The sequence below is a fragment of the Pseudomonas sp. SCA2728.1_7 genome, from assembly GCF_018138145.1.
Lineage (GTDB): Bacteria > Pseudomonadota > Gammaproteobacteria > Pseudomonadales > Pseudomonadaceae > Aquipseudomonas > Aquipseudomonas koreensis_A.
This window is the reverse complement of sequence record NZ_CP073104.1, coordinates 5,069,241-5,089,784: the sequence shown is the minus strand read 5'-3', so window position 1 is coordinate 5,089,784 and position 20,544 is coordinate 5,069,241. Positions and strand designations below refer to the sequence as shown.

The 20,544-nt window shown below is 58.4% G+C and carries 20 protein-coding genes and 1 pseudogene; 9 read left to right on the top strand and 12 right to left on the bottom strand.

Annotation, left to right across the window (positions count from 1 at the left end; translation table 11 throughout):
* Positions 1-108 precede the first annotated feature (108 nt).
* Positions 109-1,647 carry a murein biosynthesis integral membrane protein MurJ gene (murJ, locus tag KBP52_RS22790; protein ID WP_212621016.1) on the bottom strand — a complete coding sequence of 513 codons (1,539 nt, stop codon included), beginning with the start codon at positions 1,645-1,647 and terminating at the stop codon, positions 109-111.
* Between the two features lie 252 nt (positions 1,648-1,899).
* On the opposite strand from murJ, the gene rpsT reads away from it, so the two are divergent.
* Positions 1,900-2,172 (top strand): 30S ribosomal protein S20, encoded by a 273-nt coding sequence (gene rpsT / locus KBP52_RS22785; RefSeq protein ID WP_003228351.1) that lies wholly within the window; start codon positions 1,900-1,902, stop codon positions 2,170-2,172.
* Positions 2,173-2,369: 197 nt separating this feature from the next.
* Here the strand turns inward: rpsT and KBP52_RS22780 are convergent, their stop codons facing one another.
* From KBP52_RS22780 to rplU, 5 genes are all read right to left on the bottom strand, one after another.
* The gene (locus KBP52_RS22780) at positions 2,370-2,837 is read right to left on the bottom strand and encodes a CreA family protein (protein ID WP_007909822.1); all 468 of its coding nucleotides are present in this window, start codon (positions 2,835-2,837) and stop codon (positions 2,370-2,372) included.
* Positions 2,838-2,847: 10 nt separating this feature from the next.
* The gene (proB, locus tag KBP52_RS22775; RefSeq protein WP_212621015.1) at positions 2,848-3,966 is read right to left on the bottom strand and encodes a glutamate 5-kinase; all 1,119 of its coding nucleotides are present in this window, start codon (positions 3,964-3,966) and stop codon (positions 2,848-2,850) included.
* A gap of 123 nt (positions 3,967-4,089) precedes the next feature.
* Positions 4,090-5,313, bottom strand: a complete 1,224-nt coding sequence (cgtA, locus tag KBP52_RS22770; protein ID WP_016986202.1) for an Obg family GTPase CgtA — start codon at positions 5,311-5,313, stop codon at positions 4,090-4,092.
* Between the two features lie 193 nt (positions 5,314-5,506).
* Complete coding sequence (gene rpmA, locus KBP52_RS22765) at positions 5,507-5,764, bottom strand: 50S ribosomal protein L27 (RefSeq protein ID WP_003176049.1); 258 nt, start codon at positions 5,762-5,764, stop codon at positions 5,507-5,509.
* A gap of 34 nt (positions 5,765-5,798) precedes the next feature.
* Complete coding sequence (gene rplU / locus KBP52_RS22760; RefSeq protein ID WP_003176051.1) at positions 5,799-6,113, bottom strand: 50S ribosomal protein L21; 315 nt, start codon at positions 6,111-6,113, stop codon at positions 5,799-5,801.
* 239 nt (positions 6,114-6,352) lie between these two features.
* Here rplU and KBP52_RS22755 point away from each other — a divergent pair, with 239 nt between their 5' ends.
* The 3 genes from KBP52_RS22755 to KBP52_RS22745 all read left to right on the top strand — a co-directional run bounded on the left by KBP52_RS22755 (position 6,353) and on the right by KBP52_RS22745 (position 8,308).
* Positions 6,353-7,321: a polyprenyl synthetase family protein gene (locus KBP52_RS22755; protein ID WP_007909817.1), complete on the top strand. Its 969-nt coding sequence runs from the start codon at positions 6,353-6,355 to the stop codon at positions 7,319-7,321.
* Between the two features lie 182 nt (positions 7,322-7,503).
* The gene (locus KBP52_RS22750; RefSeq protein WP_016986200.1) at positions 7,504-7,845 is read left to right on the top strand and encodes a zinc ribbon domain-containing protein YjdM; all 342 of its coding nucleotides are present in this window, start codon (positions 7,504-7,506) and stop codon (positions 7,843-7,845) included.
* A 205-nt stretch (positions 7,846-8,050) separates the two neighbouring features.
* Positions 8,051-8,308 (top strand): hypothetical protein, encoded by a 258-nt coding sequence (locus tag KBP52_RS22745; RefSeq protein ID WP_034153845.1) that lies wholly within the window; start codon positions 8,051-8,053, stop codon positions 8,306-8,308.
* Between the two features lie 146 nt (positions 8,309-8,454).
* On the opposite strand, the gene KBP52_RS22740 is transcribed toward KBP52_RS22745, so the two are convergent.
* The 3 genes from KBP52_RS22740 to KBP52_RS22730 all read right to left on the bottom strand — a co-directional run bounded on the left by KBP52_RS22740 (position 8,455) and on the right by KBP52_RS22730 (position 10,123).
* Positions 8,455-9,072, bottom strand: a complete 618-nt coding sequence (locus KBP52_RS22740; protein WP_034153844.1) for an FKBP-type peptidyl-prolyl cis-trans isomerase — start codon at positions 9,070-9,072, stop codon at positions 8,455-8,457.
* 121 nt (positions 9,073-9,193) lie between these two features.
* Positions 9,194-9,499 carry a DUF6482 family protein gene (locus KBP52_RS22735; protein WP_137216702.1) on the bottom strand — a complete coding sequence of 102 codons (306 nt, stop codon included), beginning with the start codon at positions 9,497-9,499 and terminating at the stop codon, positions 9,194-9,196.
* Positions 9,500-9,634: 135 nt separating this feature from the next.
* On the bottom strand, positions 9,635-10,123 hold the full coding sequence (locus KBP52_RS22730; RefSeq protein ID WP_007909801.1) for a TIGR00645 family protein: 489 nt from the start codon (positions 10,121-10,123) through the stop codon (positions 9,635-9,637).
* 160 nt (positions 10,124-10,283) lie between these two features.
* Between KBP52_RS22730 and KBP52_RS22725 the strand changes: the two genes are divergently transcribed.
* Positions 10,284-12,113, top strand: coding sequence for a hypothetical protein (locus tag KBP52_RS22725; RefSeq protein WP_212621014.1), 1,830 nt, complete (start codon positions 10,284-10,286; stop codon positions 12,111-12,113).
* 36 nt (positions 12,114-12,149) lie between these two features.
* Here KBP52_RS22725 and KBP52_RS22720 read toward each other — a convergent pair whose 3' ends face one another.
* Complete coding sequence (locus tag KBP52_RS22720; RefSeq protein ID WP_007909799.1) at positions 12,150-12,464, bottom strand: hypothetical protein; 315 nt, start codon at positions 12,462-12,464, stop codon at positions 12,150-12,152.
* Positions 12,465-12,773: 309 nt separating this feature from the next.
* Positions 12,774-15,212, bottom strand: coding sequence for an ATP-binding protein (locus tag KBP52_RS22715; protein WP_123593208.1), 2,439 nt, complete (start codon positions 15,210-15,212; stop codon positions 12,774-12,776).
* Between the two features lie 300 nt (positions 15,213-15,512).
* Between KBP52_RS22715 and KBP52_RS22710 the strand changes: the two genes are divergently transcribed.
* The 4 genes from KBP52_RS22710 to KBP52_RS22695 all read left to right on the top strand — a co-directional run bounded on the left by KBP52_RS22710 (position 15,513) and on the right by KBP52_RS22695 (position 19,084).
* Positions 15,513-16,001 carry a DUF3015 domain-containing protein gene (locus KBP52_RS22710; protein WP_007909797.1) on the top strand — a complete coding sequence of 163 codons (489 nt, stop codon included), beginning with the start codon at positions 15,513-15,515 and terminating at the stop codon, positions 15,999-16,001.
* Between the two features lie 94 nt (positions 16,002-16,095).
* Positions 16,096-17,949: a DUF4105 domain-containing protein gene (locus KBP52_RS22705; protein WP_212621013.1), complete on the top strand. Its 1,854-nt coding sequence runs from the start codon at positions 16,096-16,098 to the stop codon at positions 17,947-17,949.
* Positions 17,950-18,162: 213 nt separating this feature from the next.
* Positions 18,163-18,519: a hypothetical protein gene (locus KBP52_RS22700; protein WP_034153839.1), complete on the top strand. Its 357-nt coding sequence runs from the start codon at positions 18,163-18,165 to the stop codon at positions 18,517-18,519.
* A gap of 70 nt (positions 18,520-18,589) precedes the next feature.
* Positions 18,590-19,084 (top strand): GreA/GreB family elongation factor, encoded by a 495-nt coding sequence (locus KBP52_RS22695; RefSeq protein ID WP_077574608.1) that lies wholly within the window; start codon positions 18,590-18,592, stop codon positions 19,082-19,084.
* On the opposite strand, the pseudogene gdhA reads toward KBP52_RS22695, so the two are convergent.
* Positions 19,081-20,417, bottom strand: a pseudogene (gdhA, locus tag KBP52_RS22690) (NADP-specific glutamate dehydrogenase). The gene KBP52_RS22695 and the pseudogene gdhA overlap by 4 nt on opposite strands.
* Between the last annotated feature and the right edge of the window lie 127 nt (positions 20,418-20,544).

The following is a 20,544-nucleotide window of genomic DNA, read 5'->3' as shown; positions in this document are numbered from 1 at the left end:
GTGGTCGATTATAACCACACCCGACGGCCGACGACAGGCAACACCGTAACGCAAAGTGAACGAGCCGACAAAACTGCCGGCCCGCGCCTGTTTATAAAGGGTAAAACCTTAACTCAAGGCCTTGCGATTGAAGTCACGCAAGCGGAAACCGAGCAGCAGCAACATACCGAAATAGGACACCACACCCGCCGCGACCAATGCGCCCAGACGCAGGAAGCGTTCAAGCATGTGCCCTTGATCCCACGCTGGCATGAAGTGCATGCCCAGCAACAACACTGCCGACATCACGGCCACGGCGACAACCAGTTTGAAACCGAACCTGGCCCAGCCCGGCTGCGGCTGATACATCTGTTGTTTGCGCAGTTGATAGAACAGCAACCCAGCGTTGAGACAGGCACCGGCACTGATCGCCAGGGCTAGACCGGCGTGAGCCAGAGGGCCAATCAGCACCAGGTTGAACAACTGAGTGACCACAAGGGTGAAGATTGCGATTTTTACCGGGGTACGGATGTTCTGTTGCGCATAAAAGCCCGGAGCGAGCACTTTGATCACGATTATCCCGAGCAGACCGACAGAATAAGCAATCAGTGCGCGCTGGGTCATTTCGGCGTCGAAGCCACTGAATTGACCGTACTGGAACAACGAAACGGTCAGTGGCTCAGCGAGAATTCCCAGCGCCAGCGAACACGGCAGCACCAGCACAAAGCACAGACGCAGACCCCAATCGAGAATCCGCGAGTATTCGTGGCGATCCTTGCTGGCGTAGGTTTTGGCCAGCGTCGGCAGCAGAATCGTACCCAACGCCACACCCAGTACACCGGATGGCAATTCCATCAGGCGATCGGCGTAATACATCCACGACACCGAGCCCGCGACCAGAAACGAGGCGAAGATGGTGTTGATGATCAGCGAAATCTGGCTGACCGAAACGCCAAGAATCGCCGGCAGCATCTGTTTCATCACGCGCCAGACGCCGGTATCACGCAGATTCAGACGCGGCAGCACCAGCATGCCGATCTTTTTCAGGTGCGGCAGTTGATAGAGCAACTGCGCCAGACCACCGACCAGTACCGCCCAGCCCAGCGCCATCACCGGCGGATCGAAATACGGCGTGAGGAACAGAGAGAACACAATCATGCTGACGTTGAGCAAGGTCGGCACGAAGGCCGGCACCGAGAAACGGTTCCAGGTATTGAGAATCGCGCCCGCCAGTGAGGACAGGGAGATCAGCAATATATAGGGGAACGTCACCCGCAACAGATCGGAGGTGAGCTGGAATTTTTCCGGCGTGTCGGTAAAACCCGGGGCCGTGGCCCAGATCACCCAGGGCGCGGCGATCATGCCCAGCGCAGTGACGACCGCCAACACCAGCGTCAGCAAACCCGAAACGTAAGCAATGAACGTACGCGTCGCCTCTTCGCCCTGCTGGCTTTTGTATTCAGCCAGAATCGGCACGAATGCCTGCGAGAAAGCGCCCTCAGCAAAGATCCGCCGCAACAGATTGGGCAATTTAAAGGCAATAAAGAAGGCATCCGTCGCCATCCCGGCGCCGAAAGTACGAGCAATCAGCGTGTCACGAACAAAGCCCAGAATCCGGGAAAGCATCGTGATAGAGCTGACGGCGGCCAACGATTTGAGCAGATTCATTGAGGGAATTTGTGCCTGTCGATAAACAGCAGGCGAACAAAGCGCCTACTTGTGCGATACTCCGCGCCGCAGCAGCACAGAGCCAAAGCTCGCGAGTTTACAGGTCAAGCGCCGGAAATAAATATCCCGCCTCTTTATACCTACCACTTAGCGGAACGTTTCAAGTGCCCTTGACAAGACTTCTCTTCATCGGCATGATTCGCGGCCTATTTTGTTTGCTATTTCCTAAAAAGTCTTTCGAGGAGCTCGACGGTGGCCAACTCACCTTCCGCCAAAAAACGTGCAAAACAGGCTGAGAAGCGTCGCAGCCACAACGCCAGCCTGCGTTCCATGGTTCGCACCTACATCAAGAATGTAGTTAAAGCCATTGACGCAAAAGACGCTGAAAAAGCTCAAGCTGCATACGTTCTGGCTGTGCCAGTTATCGACCGTATGGCCGATAAAGGCATCATCCACAAGAACAAGGCTGCTCGTCATAAGAGCCGTCTGAATGGCCACGTCAAAGCGCTGAAAGAAGCTGCTTAATCGACGTAGTCATTAAAAAAACCGACCTTAGGGTCGGTTTTTTTATGCCTGTGATTTACTGAATCCAGCGCAAAAAAAATGTAGGAGTGAGCCTGCTCGCGATAGCGGTGTGTCAGTCAGCAAATGCATATCTGACTAACCGCTATCGTCGGAACGCCGCCCGGAGCAGGCTCGCTCCCACATTTCGATTTGCGGTGTTATTGCTGGACCGGCACCCACGGCAGGATCGGGATGGCGGTCACGGCATTCTGCGGACTGCCTTCGATCAAGCGGTCGCTGTAGACCAGGTACACCAGCGTATTGCGCTTCTTGTCGAGGAAACGCACCACCTGCATGGTCTTGAACACCAGCGAAGTGCGCTCCTTGAACACCTCATCACCATCCTTCAGATCACCCTTGAACTTGATCGGCCCTACCTGGCGGCAGGCGATCGAAGCTTCGGCGCGATCTTCAGCCAGACCCAGACCACCCTTCACACCGCCAGTCTTGGCGCGCGACAGGTAGCAGGTAACCCCCTCAACTTTCGGATCATCGAAAGCCTCGACCACAATGCGGTCGTTAGGGCCGACAAACTTGAACACCGTCGACACTTGACCGATTTCCTCGGCCGAGGCCAGCAATGGCATCGCCATCAGCAAGCCCAACAATCCTTTCGCTAAACGCATCGAGTTTTCCTTAAACCAGAATCAGGTTGTCACGGTGAACCAGTTCCGGCTCCGCCATGTAACCGAGCAAACCGACAATCGCATCCGACGACTGACCGATGATTTTTTGTGCTTCCAGCGCACTGTAGTTGGCCAGGCCCCGGGCAATCTCACGACCATCCGGCGCCACACAGACCACCATCTCGCCGCGACGGAAACTGCCCTGCACCAGCTTCACACCGACGGGCAGCAGGCTTTTGTTGCCCTTCGACAACGCCGACACCGCACCATCATCCAGCACCAGGGTGCCGCGAGTTTGCAGATGCCCGGCCAGCCACTGCTTGCGTGCCGCGAGCATGCCGCGCTCAGGCGACAGCAAAGTGCCGATGCGCTCACCCGCCCTCAGGCGATCGAGCACGCGCTCAAGACGCCCACCGACGATAATGGTGTGCGCACCGGAACGCGCAGCCAATCGAGCCGCACGCAACTTGGTCTGCATGCCGCCACGACCCAGCGCACCACCCGTGCCGCCCGCCACCGCATCGAGACTCGGATCATCAGCGCGCGCCTCGTAAATCAGCTGCGCGTCAGGGTTGTTGCGCGGATCGGCGTCGAACATGCCGTCGCGATCGGTAAGGATCACCAGCAGATCCGCCTCGACCAGATTCGCCACCAGCGCCGCCAGCGTGTCGTTGTCACCGAAACGGATTTCGTCAGTGACCACGGTGTCATTTTCGTTGATCACCGGGATGACTTTCAGCTCGACCAATGCGCGCAGGGTGCTACGGGCGTTCAGGTAACGCTTGCGGTCGGACAGGTCGTCGTGCGTCAGGAGAATCTGTGCAGTGTGCCGGCCATGCTCAGCGAAGCTCGACTCCCACGCCTGCACCAGACCCATCTGACCAATTGCCGCAGCCGCCTGGAGCTCGTGCATCGCACTGGGTCGTGCGGTCCAGCCCAAACGACTCATGCCGGCCGCCACCGCCCCGGAGGACACCAGCACCAATTCGACGCCAGCCTCATGCAAGGCCACCATCTGCTCGACCCAGACACCCATTGCCGCGCGATCCAGCCCTTTGCCATCAGCTGTCAGCAAAGCGCTGCCGATCTTCACGACCCAACGCTGCGCACCTGTCACCTTGCTCCGCATCATCTTCAACCTTAGCTTGAGGGCAACGCGACCCAGCGCCGCCCATGACGTTATTTGTGACTTGCGATTTCCAGATACTAAAACGCCGCTCGATTGAGCGGCGCTTAAGTTTACTGCAACGAATCAGTCACGCACGTAAATGATTTCCGGACCGTCTTCGTCATCCACATCTTCTTCGTCCCAATCATCGTCACCGATGTCATGGACCGACTTCACGCCGCTGCGACGCAGGGCACGCTTGTCATCCAGCGCCTGCAGTTGCGCGCGGGCCTCGTCTTCGATGCGCTGATCGAGATCGGCCAGCTCCTCCTTGTAAGCCGGGTCATTGGCCAGGCGATCAGCACGGTCTTCCATGTAACGCATGATGTCGTGGCACAGACGCTCGGTACCGATCTTGGCGATGGCCGAGATCACGTAAACCGGACCGGTCCACTCAAGGCGATCAACGATTTCCTTGACGCGCTCATCGTGCTCTTCTTCAAGGATCTGGTCGCACTTGTTCAGCACCAGCCAGCGATCACGCTCAGCCAGGGACGGGCTGAACTTGATCAGCTCGTTGACGATCACTTCAGCCGCATCCGGTGCACTGCTGTCATCCAGCGGCGCCATGTCGACGAGGTGCAGCAGCAGACGCGTACGCGCCAAGTGCTTGAGGAAGCGAATACCCAGACCAGCACCGTCGGAAGCACCTTCGATCAGACCCGGAATATCGGCAATGACGAAGCTCTTCCAGCGATCGACGCTGACCACACCGAGGTTCGGCACCAGCGTGGTGAACGGGTAATCGGCAACTTTCGGCTTGGCCGCCGAAACGGAGCGGATAAAGGTACTTTTACCGGCGTTCGGCAAGCCCAGCAGACCGACGTCGGCCAGTACTTTCATTTCCAGTTTCAGGTCGCGCTGCTCACCCGGCTTGCCCGGCGTGGTCTGACGCGGCGCACGGTTGGTACTGGATTTGAAACGGGTGTTACCCAGACCGTGCCAGCCGCCCTGCACTACCATCAACTTCTGGCCAGCCTTGGTCAGGTCGCCGATGACTTCCTGAGTAGCGGAGTCGATCACCGTGGTGCCGACCGGCACGCGCAGGATCAGATCTTCACCTTTTTTACCGGTGCAGTCGGTGCTGCCGCCGTTGGAGCCACGCTCGGCATCGAAGTGCCGGGTGTAACGGTAGTCGACCAGGGTGTTGAGGTTTTCGTCAGCCATCATGTAGATGGAACCGCCGTCACCGCCATCACCGCCGTTCGGGCCACCGTTTTCGATGAATTTTTCCCGACGGAAACTCATGGCGCCATTGCCGCCGTCACCAGCCTTTACGCGAATCGATACTTCATCAACAAACTTCATAACCAACGCCTCTCGCCATACGGACGAGCCGAAAAACAATCAAGACATAAGACTCTTGCAAAAATGAGCGCAGCGACCCCAAAACACGACCTGCATCGCACGCCGACAGCCCATACAAACAGTTTTGCAAGAGACTCACCCCACAAACGAAAAAGCCCCGTCGCGAGACAGGGCTTTTCCAGCGATCGCGCAATTAAGCTGCGACAACGCTCACGTAACGGCGGTTGAACGCGCCTTTTACTTCAAACTTGATCACGCCTTCGATTTTCGCGAAGAGGGTGTGATCCTTACCCATGCCAACGCCGTAGCCAGCGTGGAATTGGGTGCCGCGCTGACGCACGATGATGTTGCCCGGAATGATTTTCTGGCCGCCATACATCTTAACGCCAAGGCGTTTGGCTTCTGAGTCGCGACCGTTACGGGTACTACCACCAGCTTTTTTGTGTGCCATGAGTCAATTCTCCTAGTGAGGAATTAGGCTGAAATTAAGCCTGAATACCGGTGATTTTGATCTCGGTGTACCACTGGCGGTGGCCCATACGCTTCATGTGGTGCTTACGGCGACGGAACTTGATGATGCGGACTTTATCGTGACGACCTTGGGAGATCACTTCAGCCACAACGGTAGCGCCAGCAACAACTGGAGCGCCGATATTCACGTCGTCGCCATTGGCAACCAACAGAACGCGATCAAAGGTAACGGATTCGCCGGTAGCGATTTCCAGTTTTTCGATCTTCAGGTATTCACCTGGGGCGACTTTGTACTGCTTGCCGCCAGTAACGATTACTGCATAAGACATGGTATTTCTCCGATAATCCTGCTCACCCAGCTCTTTATAGGAAGAGGTATTGGCTGGCATGGCTGCATAAGGCTGGAAGGCCCGTTGCAATTGCGTAAGGCAGGTGCTGCCCAGGAAGTTCAGGGTGCGCGATTGTACGCAAGGCGCGGCAGGCTTGCAAGTAGCCGTCTATCGCGCCTTGACAGGTCTGGACGGGGGTCCTAGCATGCCGCGCAACCCTTCTGGAGCGACTCTCGCTGATGCAACCCCAAGCTTTCTACCGCGCGGTGGCGGACGATTTTAGCGCCGTCGACGGCATCATCAAGAAGCAGCTGACTTCCCGAGTACCGCTGGTATCGAAAATCGGCGATTACATTACCTCGGCCGGCGGCAAACGTCTGCGTCCTTTATTAGTGTTGCTGTGTGGCAAGGCCCTGGGTCGCGAAGGCGACGACATGCGTCTGCTGGCCGCCACCATCGAATTCCTGCACACCGCCACTCTGCTGCATGACGACGTGGTCGACATGTCCGGCATGCGCCGTGGCCGCTCGACCGCCAACGCCATGTGGGGCAACGCTCCGAGCGTGCTGGTCGGCGACTTCCTGTATTCGCGCTCGTTCGAAATGATGGTCGAACTGGGCTCGATGCCGGTGATGAAGATCCTCTCCCAGGCCACGCGCATCATCGCCGAAGGCGAAGTGTTGCAGTTGTCCAAGGTGCGCGACGCCAGCACCACCGAAGAAACCTACATGGAAGTCATCCGCGGCAAAACCGCGATGCTCTTCGAAGCCTCGACCCACAGTGCCGCCGCACTGGCTGGCGCTACCGCCGAACAGAGCGAAGCGCTGCGTACTTTTGGTGATCACCTCGGTGTGGCGTTCCAGTTGGTCGACGACCTGCTCGACTACAAGGGCGACGCCGAGACCCTGGGCAAGAACGTCGGTGACGATCTGGCTGAAGGCAAGCCGACCCTGCCGCTGATCTACACCATGCGCGAGGGCACGCCGGAACAGGCTGCCCTGGTGCGTCAGGCGATCCAGAAAGGCGGGATCGAAGATCTGGAAAGCATCCGCATCGCCGTGGAAGCGTCCGGCTCGCTGGAGTACACCGCGCAACTGGCCCGTGATTACGTGGCCCGTGCGATCAAGTGCCTTGAGGCGCTGCCGGCCAGTGAATATCGGGATGCGCTGGTTGAACTGAGTGAGTTTGCGGTCGCCCGTACGCACTGATTCTGCCCACTGTGGGAGCGAGCCTGCTCGCGAAAGCATTCTGCCAGTCGATATCAATACTGACTGACAAAACGCCTTCGCGAGCAAGCTCGCTCCCACAGTTGTTTCTGCGCTATGCCCTCCCTCGCGTAAAACCCTATACAATGTGCGACTTTTAGCGATCCACATCCCAAGGAGCCTTAGTGAGCACGTTGCCACCCTGCCCGAAATGCAATTCCGAATACACCTACGAAGACGGCACCCAACTGGTGTGCCCGGAGTGCGCCCACGAGTGGTCCGCCAGTGGCGAAGCCGAAGTGGCGTCCGATGATGCCGTGAAGAAAGATTCGGTCGGCAACGTCCTGCAGGACGGCGACACCATCACCGTGATCAAGGATCTGAAGGTCAAGGGCACCTCGCTGGTGGTCAAGGTCGGCACCAAGGTCAAGAACATCCGTCTATGCGATGGCGACCACGACATCGACTGCAAGATTGACGGTATCGGCCCGATGAAGCTCAAATCCGAGTTCGTCAGAAAGGTCTGATTCCGCTGTCATCCATCCCGCGCCTGCCGTGGGATGGAGCTTCGCCCTCCCCGCTCCGCCCCAGCAAAACCAAGCAATAGCCAAACGCCAGCCGTTTTGACCTTACGCAATCTTTACCCGGAAAAAATCAGAATCTGCCAATAGGCGCTTGCTATTTGATGAATAAGAATTATTCTCATTGAAACCCTTCAAGGAGATGAGAACCATGACTTATTTGATCGACGCTTGGCTGGACCGCCCACATCCTTACCTCAGAATCCTCCATCGGGAAACCGGCGAGGTCTGTGCGGTGCTTGAAGAAGAAGCTCTGCATGAACTGCAGGATCAAGGGGATCTGGACGTCAGCAGCCTGAATTCCAGCGAACCATTGGTGCTCAAGGAACTGGTGCGCAATCTGTTCCTGTTCTGCTATGCCCGGGCCTTGCGCCCGACCAGTGAACTGCATCACAAGATAGAACTATGAAACGCGGTAAAAACTGTAGGAGTGAGCCTGCTCCGGGCGGCGATCCGACGATAGCGGTGGGTCAGACAACAAATCAGTCGACTGAAAAAACGCCATCGCGAGCAGGCTCACTCCTACATTAGCCCACCATCAAGGCAGGCCCGGTCTTACAGAACGTCCAGCAGCTCGACGTCGAATACCAGAACGCTGTGCGGCGGGATGCTGCCAACGCCTTGAGCGCCGTAAGCCAGTTCGCTCGGCACGTACAGACGCCATTTGCTGCCGGCATTCATCAGTTGCAGGGCTTCGGTCCAGCCAGCGATCACGCCGCCAACCGGGAATTCTGCAGGCTGGCCGCGCTCGTAGGAGCTGTCGAACACAGTGCCGTCGATCAGGGTGCCGTGGTAGTGAGTACGCACCTGATCTTCACGGGTCGGCTTGGCGCCTTCGCCCTGAGTCAGCACTTCGAATTGCAGGCCGGAAGCCAGGGTGGTGATGCCCTCACGCTTCGCGTTTTCAGCCAGGAAAGCCAGGCCTTCGCCAGCAGCGGCTTCAGCTTTGGCAGCCGCTTCGGCTTGCATGATTTCGCGGATAACCTTGAAGCTGGCGGACATTTCTTCCTGACCCACACGGCTTTCCTTACCGGCGAACGCGTCGGTCAGGCCAGCCAGGATCGCGTCCAGGCTAACGCCCGGTGGCGGGTTGTCGCGCAGCTGGTCACCCAGCTGACGGCCGATGCCGTAGCTGACGCGGGTTTCGTCGGTGGACAGATTTACTTCGGACATGACACTGCTCCGCTGTGCGGACGGCCACAAGACTTGCCGTGCGTGCACAGCGCGTCCCGGCGCGCCCGGAACCAAAAGGGCGAGCAGACTAGCACAGATGCCCGGCGATGGGGCGGAGCGCCTACAGGGCTGAACGCCACGCGAGCGGCACTTTCAGGCTTTCCTCGCCACTGGCGCCCAGGCCACACATTTCATCGTGTACCGAGGTGTGTACGAGGTTGAATGGCAGTACCGGAAAGTTATGCAGCAAATCCCGAGCATGCTCCACCGAACGCAGCGTCAGCATATCGCCCTTGGGATCTCTCAGTGGATACGCCGCCCCGTGCATCCGCGCTTCGAGCAGATAAATCCCGCCTTCCATGGAAATCAGATTCAGCTCATCAACCTTCCTGGCGATGGCAAACGCATTCAGCTCTTGCAGGTTCATGAACGCACCTCACACAGTGGCGAATCAGGACCTCTACAGGGATATGCCCGCACGCACCAAAGCACAAGCCACAAACGACACCGCCCGTCTGTTTCGCAACAGACGGGCGGTGTTTTTGCAGCGATCAACGGTTGATCAGTGCTTGGTGACCTTGTCCAGGTAACCCATGGCGAACGCCGAAACGACGAAGGTCATGTGGATGATCACGTACCACATCAAGTGCTCGGGATCGACGTTCTTGGCGTCCATGAAGATGCGCAGCAGGTGGATCGAGGAGATCGCCACGATCGAAGCGGCGACTTTCATCTTCAGCGACGAAGAGTCCATGGTGCCGAGCCAGCTGAGTTTTTCCTTGCCTTCATCGATGTTCAGTTCAGAGACGAAGTTCTCGTAGCCGGAAATCATCACCATCACCAGCAGGCCGCCGACCAGCGCCATATCAATCAGCGACAGCAGCACCAGAATCAGCTCCGACTCGGCCATTGAGAAGACGTTGGGCAGGATGTGAAAAACTTCCTGGAAAAATTTCAGTGCCAGCGCCAACAGCCCAAGAGACAGCCCGATATAGATCGGCGCCAGCAGCCAGCGCGAGGCGTACATTGCATTTTCGATAAAGCGTTCCATTGAATCTCACACATGGGGGCTGGAAATGGCGGCGAGTATACCAGCCCCCTGTGACAGCCAGAAACTGCCGGAAAATCCGCCACCTGCGCGTATGTGTGATTTTTTTCTGCTAGTGTCCAAGCCATTGACAGCCCAGTGACTGCAGACAGGACGTGTGGAAATGGATGTGCGATTGCCGATAACGACCGCCGGAATATGCCTTGCTCTGTTGATCAGCGGTTGCTCGCCCGGCGACGAGAAACACGCCGCCAGCCTTGAAGAAAAAACCGCAAAGTTCGAACAGTCACTGGACGCCATCACCGACCCAAAACTCAAGGACGCCATCACCGAACTCGGCGGCTCACTGCTGCTGCTCGAACGTGCGCAGATCAAACTCGACGACAATCCACCGCGCACCGAATACGGTGAGGACGCCCTCGCCGTGCTCAAGCACTACCCTGCCCCGCAGGCGCTGGTCGACACTTTTATCAATGGCCTGTTCGTGCTGCACAAGGACGCCAGCTCCGATTACCTCACCGACCTGCAACCGGTGTTCCCGTTCAACCTGAACATTCCCGGCGGTTTCCTGTTCCCCCATGGCGTGGAATGGCAATCGGTAACGTTGAGCAACAAACGCGTGATCGCTTATCAGCCGGAATGGTCGGAAACCGATCCGGGCATTCAGCTCAGCCCTTCCAGCTCCAATGTCACCAACCCCGATGACCTGACCGTGACCTACCCGTTCATTGACGGGCTGGACGTGGACAAGAAGACCCTGCCGCAACCGGTCAGCCTGCAAGGCCAGATCGAAGTCATCGCGCCGCGCCGCCTGTACAGCTTCGACCTGACGCAAAAGGACGTCGGCCAGACCCGCAGCAATGACAACCTCAGCGTCAAACTGCTGAAGCTTGAAAACAACTACGCCGAGGTCGAATTCAGCAACAACCTGCCACTGGCGGCGGAAGTCGCCGATGCCCAACTCAATCCGCTGATCGTCCAGGCCCGTGATAAAACCGGGCAGTATCTGGTACGCGCCGGCTCGATCAACGAAAGTCCGGAGCAAGTGGCCTTCTACCAGAAACAACTGGCGTACCTGCAACAGCAGAAAGGCTGGAGCGATACGCTGGAAAAACAGCTCACCCAGGAACAGCAGGATTTCGAGCAGAAACACCCGCGTCGCTACAACAAGGTCTACTTCAATGGCCCGATCGAAACCCTTGAAGTCAGCGTGCTCGACTTCTCCTCGGCGACGGTGACGCGCAAAGCGCTCGACCTGCCGATTCGCACGTTCAATCAGCACACCACGGAAAAAGCCATCCAGCCACTGGATCCGTCAGTGACGGTTTACGATGATCTGGCGGCCAACTGGCTCAAGGGCGCGAGCCTCACCGAAGAACAACTGAAGGCCGGCATTCGCATCCATCAATCCGTGGAAGAACCGAGCGCCGCACGCATCGAGTTCTCCCATCGCCGCACGTTCAATGATGAATTGCTGGGCGATGACTTCAGTCCGGGGGTCAGCCCTGTGACGTTCTTCACCGAGAAGCGCAGTGGCAAGCTCGATGAACCGATCGAACTGCCGCCCGAGGCGTATCAAGTCGATCCGCTGCGCGCGACGATTACTTATGATCTGAATCTGTTCCCGGAAACCCCGGCGATTGCCGTCGGCTCAATGCCACTGTTTCTCGCCACGGTGGCCAAGCAGACGTACGACGCCAAGACCCTGCCCAAAGGCCTGGAGATCAAGAACAACCAACTGGTGGTGGACCTGAAACTGTTCCCGCCCAACGAGTGGCGTTTCTTCGTCAAGGACGACAGCGGCAACTATCTCAAGCAGATTCTCTCAGTCAGCCACGATGCGAGCGCAGAAGGCCCGGCGTTGTTTGGTGTGCATTACTTTTATGGCCGCCCGAGCCACGTGGAAACCTATCAGCGAACCGACCTCGCCACCGTGCAATACGGCTTTGAGGTCAAACTCGACAAGGCGCCGATGCCTGAGACTGCGCCTTGAAGAGCAAGATCAAAAGATCGCAGCCTGCGGCAGCTCCTACAGGGCGCGGCCACGGCCACCGTTGATCTGCCGCAGTTGAGCTTGCAGGTGCAGGCTCCAGATCTGCGGATCGTCGGCCAGTTCGTAGCCATGCAAGGTCAGACTTTCGACAATGGTGTCGAGTATCGATTCGGCGGCGACCGGCCCATGAAACGGGCCTTGGGCCTTGATGGCGGAAGGTTGCTCACCGGCCATGCCGGCGGCGAAGAGTAGCGTCCACATGCCGTTATCGCCGGCCAACGGCTTGATGGCGCATTCGATTCGGGTCACCAGACCCAGGCATTGACGGGTGAGACAGAGGTTGCGCGACATGGCGGCGACCCTCGGTGAAGCCGGTATTCAGCCCCCACGGGAGGACTGGCTCGATCCAGTGATACTGTCGATATCCTTGAGCTGAGAATAGAAGAAAAGTCCGCTGCGCAAGCCGAATGGAACCAGAAGGCGCCGAATGGTCATTGTGTGAATATTGGCGTCAGAGTTGTGGCGACTTTCCCGAAGATCACCACAAAACAAATGTAGGAGTGAGCCTGCTCGCGATAGCGGTGAACCAGGCAACTTATTCGCCGACTGACACTCCGCTATCGCGAGCAGGCTCACTCCTACAGTTTGACCGCGCCAGGCTTAAGCCGGTTTGGCTTCGGCCAGCGCCTCTTGTGCCAACTCCTTCTCGGCTTCCTTGAGGTCTTCTTCGCTGATCATCTCGGCGATGTCGCGCAAGCGCTCGACCACCCGTGCGTTGATGCTGCCTTCGGGGAATTCGCCGTCGGCATTCGGCTCACCCGCCGGCTCGCCGACCAACAGACTCAACGCCTCGTCGGCCTGACGTACCGCGTATACATGGAACTGCCCGGCACGCACCGCCGCCAGCACTTTCTCATCGAGCATCAGCGTGGCAACGTTGGCCTGCGGAATGATCGCGCCCTGCTCGCCGGTCAAGCCGCGTGCTTCGCAGAGGCGGAAGAAGCCTTCGATCTTCTCGTTGACTCCGCCCACTGCCTGCACTTCACCGAACTGGTTGATCGAACCGGTGATCGCGAAGCACTGCTTGAGCGGGGTTTTCGACAGCGCCGAAATCAGCGTGCACGCCTCGCCCAGCGACGCACTGTCGCCATCGACGTAACCGTAGGATTGCTCCAGTGCGATGCTCGCGGAAATCGCCAGCGGGAATTCCTGAGCGTAACGGCTGCCCAGATACCCAGTGAGGATCATCACGCCTTTGGAGTGAATCGGCTGCCCAAGGTTGACCTCACGCTCGATGTCGACGATGCCGCTGCCGCCCGGGTACACCGTGGCGGAAATCCGCGCCGGCACACCAAACGCCGAGTCGCCGACCTCAAGCACGGTCAGACCGTTGCACTTGCCGACTGCCGCGCCATCGGTGTCGATGAGGATGATCCCGGCGAGCATGTCATCGAGAATCCTTGCCGACACACGTCCGGTGCGCGTGGCTTTGGCTTTCAGCGCGCGTTCGATATGCCCGGCATCGGTCATTTCATCGCCGGCCAAGTGACGGATGAAATCCGCCTCGCTGACCAACTGGAACAGATCGCCAATACGCGCCGACAAACGCCCTTGGTGTTCGGCCAGACGTGCGCTGTAAGTCGCCAGACGCGCTACTGCGTCGGCAGTCAGCGGCGCCATGCCTTCTTCCGAAGTCCGTGTTTTCAACAGCTGGGCGAACTGCTCCAGGCTCTCGTCGACCATCGGGATGTCTTCGTCGAAATCCACGAGGACGCGGAACATCTCCTGGAAGTCCGGATCGAGGTCTTGCAGCGTGTAATACAGCGACCGCGCACCGATGATGATGACTTTGACCTGCAACGGAATGTGCTGCGGGTTGAGGGTCACGGTGGCGAAGCGGCCCATCTCGCCCAGCGGCGATTCCATTTTCAGTTTGCGCGACTGCAGGGCGCGTTTCAGCGCGTCCCACACGAACGGCTCGCTGAGCATTTTTTCCGCTTCAAGAATCAGGAAACCGCCGTTGGCACGGTGCAAGGCACCCGGACGCAACTGGCGATAGGTGGTGTAAAGCGCGCCCTGATCGGTGGTGTATTCGATACGGCCGAAGAGGTTTTCGTAAGTCGGGTGCGGTTCGAACACCACCGGCGCACCACCGCTGATTGGATGGCCGACCACCAGGCTTGGCGCGTATTGCTCTTCCAGCAATTTGCGCGCGACGGCGTCGGTCTTGCTGTCATCGACCAGTTGCTCGACCACGGTTTTCAGCAGATACACCTGCATCGCTTGCAGGTAGCCGCACACCGCAGCGTTCTCGGCATATTTCTCCGACAGCGGCGACAGCAATGGCTGCAGCGCCAAGGTGATGGTTTCCTCGTTGAGCGAACGCAGCTGATTGTTCGACTCACGCTTCCACTGCGGCAGGCTGGCGAGTTCCTCGTTCAGACGCTCTTCCAGGCCAGAGATGTCATCGTGGAAACGCTCGCGATCGGCTTCCGGCAACTGGGCGAATTCGGCTTCGTCCAGCGCTTTGCCATCGAGCATCGGCGTGAAGGCGATGTTGCTGGCGTCGCGGTACAGGGCGACGTCTTTTTCCAGGGCCAGACGCTCGATGATGTCGAGAGCCTTGTCGTAGCGCTGGTTGAAGGCGCGGTCGATGGCACTCTTCTTCTGCTGGTAGGACGGGTGCTCGAAGACTGCCGGAAACGTCGCCAGCAGGTTGTCGATCAAACCGTTGATGTCACCGATGAATGCACCGGCAGTGCCCGAAGGCAGTTCCAGGGCGCGGGGTTCGCGTGGCTCGTCGAAATTGTTGACGTAGACCCAGTCCGCCGGGGTCTGCAGGCGTTTGCCTTCGGCCTTCAGGTAGCGTTTGACGAACGAGAAGCGGCCGGTGCCGGGCTCGCCCATGACGAATACGTTGTAACCGGGGCGTGGCATGGCCACACCGAACTGCAAGGCTTCGACCGCGCGTTCCTGGCCGAGCACACCGCGAAAGGGCTCCAGATCATTGGTGGTAGTGAAGCTGAACTGTTCAGCGGAAAACGGACGGGTCAGCGCTTCGGGCGCGAGACGCAAGCTGGCAGCAACAGGATCAGGCATCGGGCTTCCTTAACAATCAGGCGGGGCAGATAGCCGCATTCTGGCGCTGCCCGTGCCCCACTGGCAAGGCGCGCCACACTACAAAGCATAGACAACCGGCCAAGCCTGCGGCCCGCCCCCGGAAACCGGGGTTTATTCCAAATATTTTGCAAAAAACCACGGAACCCCTGGAACGTGCCTAAACTCCAAACTGCGCGGCTGGAACTAATACCGGCCCACTGGCTTCGTTTGGGTCTGTCTTGTACAGAGCTTGGGGGCCAGAACCCTGTCCATTGGTATGCACACAAAGAGAAAAAAGCTATGAAACGGATTCTTCTCGGTACTCTCTTCACCGCTGTATCCATCAACGCAATGGCGCAAGCTCCAGGCGGCCCGGATTGCGGTTGGGGCAACATGCTGTTCGAAGGTCAGCGTGGCACCCCGGCACACTTCCTCGCTTCCACCACCAACGGCACTTCCGGCAACGCCACCTTCGGCATGACGTCCGGCACCAACGGTTGCTCGACCAACGCATCGCTGACCTACGGCGGCAAATCCTGGTTTGCCATGAATGGCATGATGAACGAGCTGTCCGAAGACATGGCCAAAGGCAACGGCGAAGCGCTGACGACTTATGCCGTGGTACTGGGCGTGGCGCCGGAAGACCGTGCGCACTTCGCTGCTGTGACTCACGAGCACTTCCAGCAGATCTTCAGCAAGGCTGACGTGACCGCTGAAGACGTGCATACCAACACCCTGGCCGTACTGAAATCGGATCCTCGTCTGGCCAAGTACGCAACTCAGGCTTAAGCTCGACCCCACCCGCTTCCTTCGGGAAGCGGGTTTTGTTTTTTCGGCCCGCCCTCCTTGGGTCTTTATTTCTTTCCTGTTCAAGTTGCCGACTATGCTCAAACGCCTTGCCTGGCTGGCGCTCTGTGTCTGCGCCCCGCTGTCCGCCGCGCCAACCATCGACCCTCAACGTTTGCAGCAACTGGCCAACGACCGCTTCTGGATTTCCCTCGGTCACTACGAAACCGCCAAGCTTGGTGGCTGGCGCAGCTATGTCAGCGACAAGAAGTTCTTTCTCGCGCCCGATGGCAATGAACACCCCGATCATGAACTGGCGGCGACCGTGCAAGCGCTGTACGCCCCGGCCAGTCTTGGCGAGCAACATGCGCAGTGTGTTTATCCGGCGCGCACTCGCTGGCTGAAAGCGCAACTCAAGCTCAGCGATCTGCCGACACCGGCATGCGCCGAGTACAAGAAATGGTTCAAGGATGTCTCGCCGCACAGCGCGGTGATGATCTTCCCGGCGGCTTACTTGAACAGTCCGTCATCGATGTTCGGCCACACCCTGCTGCGCATCGACCAGGCCGATGTGCAGGCCGACAAGACGTCGCTGCTCAGTTATGCGATCAACTTCGGCGCCTACATCGAAGGCTCGGACAACAGCATTCTGTATGCCTGGAAAGGTTTGATGGGCGGTTATCCGGGATTGTTCGCACTGGTGCCGTATCAGGAAAAACTCTCCGAATACCGCAGCCTGGAAAACCGTGATCTGTGGGAATACCGACTGAATCTGACGCAAGAAGAAACCGCGCGCATGGTCGAACATGTGTGGGAGTTGAAGCAGATCCAGTTCGACTATTTCTTCTTCGATGAAAACTGCTCGTATCGTCTGCTTGAGTTGCTGCAGGTGGCACGGCCGAGCCTGCGCCTGACCGAACAATTCCCGCTGACCGCGATTCCCACCGACACCGTCAAAGCGGTGAAAGAAGCCGGGCTGGTGGAAAGCATTGAATATCGTCCGTCCCGTGAGCGTGAATTGCTTAGCCGTGCCGAGCCGCTCAGCGGTGAAGAACAGGATTGGGTGCTGAAAGTCAGCGCCGATCAGCAGCAGTTGCAGGATCCGGCGTTCAAAGCCCTGCCCCGTGACCGTCAAGCGTTGATCATCGACGCTGCATATCGTCTTGAACGCTACCGCGCCAACGGCCAGGAGCGTGATCCGCAACGGGCGCAGCGCAGTTTTGAATTGCTGCGGGCGATCAACAAAAATCCCGCGCCGGAGCTGGACATTCCGCAGCCAGGCTTGCCGGAAGACGGCCACGAATCGCGTACCTGGCAGGCCGGTCTCGGCACCCGTGGTGATCGTGCGTTCGGCGAGTACGGCTTGCGCATGGCCTACCACGATCTCAACGACAACGCCGAAAGCTTCCCGCTCGGCGCGCAGATTGAAATCTTGCAGATGAAGCTGCGTCAGTACGAGGGCAATCAATGGCAGTTCCAGCAATTGGATCTGGCGACGATTCGCTCGCTGACGCCGCGCAATGAGCTATTGCAGCCGCTGTCGTGGCAAGTCACTGGCGGTCTTGAGCGCGTACCGGGCAAGCATGATGACGAAACGCTGGTCAGCCATGTGAATGGTGGTGGTGGCGGCACGTGGGCACTGGGTGATGATGTGCTGGGTTTTGCCCTCGGCACGGTGCGGGTTGAACACAACAATGACTTCGCCGAATTCGTGTCCCCGGCCGGCGGTTTCAATACCGGCGTGTTGTGGAAAAACCCGTTGGGGAATATGAGCCTGGAGGCCAAGGGCGATTACTTTTTCAATGGCGAAGTGCGCCGCAGCCTGAGTTTGAATCAGCAGTGGGAGTTGTCGCGTAATCTGGGTTTGCGCCTGAGTGCACAGCGTGAGTTCAGCCACCTCGCCACCCCGGAAACCGAGGTCATGCTTGAAGTGAAGTGGTATCACTATTGATCCCGAACACATCCCCCTTGTAGGAGTGAGCCTGCTCGCGATAGCAATTCATCAGTCACTGTGCTGTGACTGATACACCGCCATCGCGAGCAGGCTCACTCCTACAGGGGATTTGTGGTGTTCAACGAATTACTCACATGCCTTTCACCAACGTCCGACGAATCCCCTTCTAGACTTTCCCCATAAGCCGGACAACCGGCGCGGGAGAGTGCGATGTGGCGGTGTGCGGGTTTGTTGGGTGTTGTGTTGTTGCTGGGCGGTTGCCAGACCACCCATGAAGACTTGATCGCCAAGGGTTACCCACCGGCCTTCGCCGACGGCTTCGATGACGGCTGCATCAGCGGTCGTCAGGCCGCCGGTTCGATCAGCGGCGAATTCCGTAAAAACGTGCCGCGCTATCTCAAGGACAAGCAATACGCCGAAGGCTGGACCGACGGCTTTCGCCAATGTCAGGCGATGCTGGAAAACAAGGATCGCGAACAGTATCGCAACGAGCACTGGGACGAACGCGAACGCGCCTGGCAGCAACAAAAAGATCAGGACGCCGGGCGGGCTTATCGCTCGCCATAGGTCGCTCCCAGACATCCAGTGAAACCAAATGCCTGCGAGCATGGCCCAAACCTCATATGAGGAGGACACCATGAGTCGCGCATTCGTCAACGAAGACAACGCCGCCGCACAAGCCGATCAGCCGGTCGAACGCCAGGTCAGCGAGCAGCCCAATTACGTCACGGCGCAAGGGCTGGCGCAGTTGCAAGAAAAAGTCGCCGAACTGCAAACCCTGCATGCCGAACAATCAGCCAGAGGTGAGCAGGCCGACAAGCAACGGCTGGCGGATCTGCAACGTGATTTGCGTTATTTCAATCAGCGCCTGAGCAGCGCACAAGTCGCCGTTGCAGCAACGTCCACCGCCAAAGTGCAGATCGGCAGTTGGGTGACCTACGCCGATGAGCACGACACCGAAAGCCGCGTGCAACTGGTCGGCGAAGATCAGGCCGATGCGAGCAAGGGCCTGATCAATTGGGGTTCACCGCTGGGCCGCGCGCTGCTGGGTGCGCGGCTCAATGACGAGGTGCTGTGGCAGCGCCCCGCCGGCGATCAAGTGATTGAAGTGATCCGCATCGAACCGGCTTAAACCACGCCCTGCGCCAGCATTGCGTCGGCGACTTTGACGAAACCGGCGATGTTCGCGCCTTTGACGTAGTTGATCCGGCCGTTCTCTTCGCCGTAATGCACGCAAGCGTGATGGATCGACTGCATGATCGCGTGCAGCTTGCTGTCGACCTCACCCGCCGTCCACAGCAGACGCATGGCGTTCTGCGACATCTCCAGACCGCTCACCGCCACGCCGCCGGCGTTGGACGCCTTGCCCGGGGCAAACAGAATGCCGGCCTCGATAAAGATATCCACAGCCTCCAGCGTGGTCGGCATGTTCGCGCCTTCGGCTCGCACACGCAGCCATTGCGCAGCAACGTGCGTGCAGCGTCAGCGTCGAGTTCGTTCTGCGTGGCGCACGGCAGCGCGATGTCGCATGGCAGCGACCACGGCAGTTGACCGGCGCGGAATTCCAGACCGAATGCCGCCGCCAATTCGCTGATACGTCCGCGTTTGACGTTTTTCAGTTCCAGCAGCGCCAGCCACTGCTCTTCGCTTAGCCCGGCTTCGCAGTACAGCGTACCTTCGGAGTCGGACAGGGAAATCACCTTGCCACCCAGATCCATGACCTTGCGCGCGGCGTACTGCGCCACGTTGCCGGAACCGGAAATCGCCACGCGTTTGCCTTCGACGGTCTGCTCGCGGCGCTTGAGCATTTCCTCAGCGAAGTACACGCAGCCGAAACCGGTGGCTTCCGGACGAATCAGACTGCCGCCGTAGGTCATGCCTTTACCGGTCAAAACGCTGGTGAACTGGTTGCTCAGGCGTTTGTACTGGCCGAACAGGAAACCGATCTCGCGCGCACCAACGCCGATATCACCGGCCGGCACGTCAACGTCGGCGCCGATGTGGCGGTACAACTCGCTCATGAAGGCCTGGCAGAACCGCATGACTTCAGCGTCGCTCTTGCCCTTCGGATCGAAGTCGGAACCGCCCTTGCCACCGCCCATTGGCAACGAAGTCAGCGAGTTCTTGAAGGTCTGTTCGAAGGCGAGGAATTTCAGCACACCCAGGTTCACCGACGGATGGAAGCGCAAGCCGCCCTTGTACGGGCCGATGGCGCTGTTCATCTGGATGCGGAAAGCGCGATTGACCTGGACCTTGCCCTGATCGTCGACCCATGACACGCGGAACACCACGGCACGCTCCGGTTCGCAAATTCGTTCCAGAATCCCCGAGGTCAGGTAATGCGGATTGGCCTCTAGAAACGGCCACAGACTGCGCAAGACTTCTTCGACGGCCTGGTGGAATTCGGGTTGATCCGGGTCGCGTTTTTTCAGGTGGGCGAGGAAGGATTCGACGGATTCGATCATGGGAAAAGTCTCGGCAAATTTATTGTCGTTGGAGGAGATTGGGCCGGACTGTAACAAACGAAATGCGCACAGGAACAGAGCAAAATGTCGCAGTTATGAAATGGTGCACAGGATATAAATAAGGCGA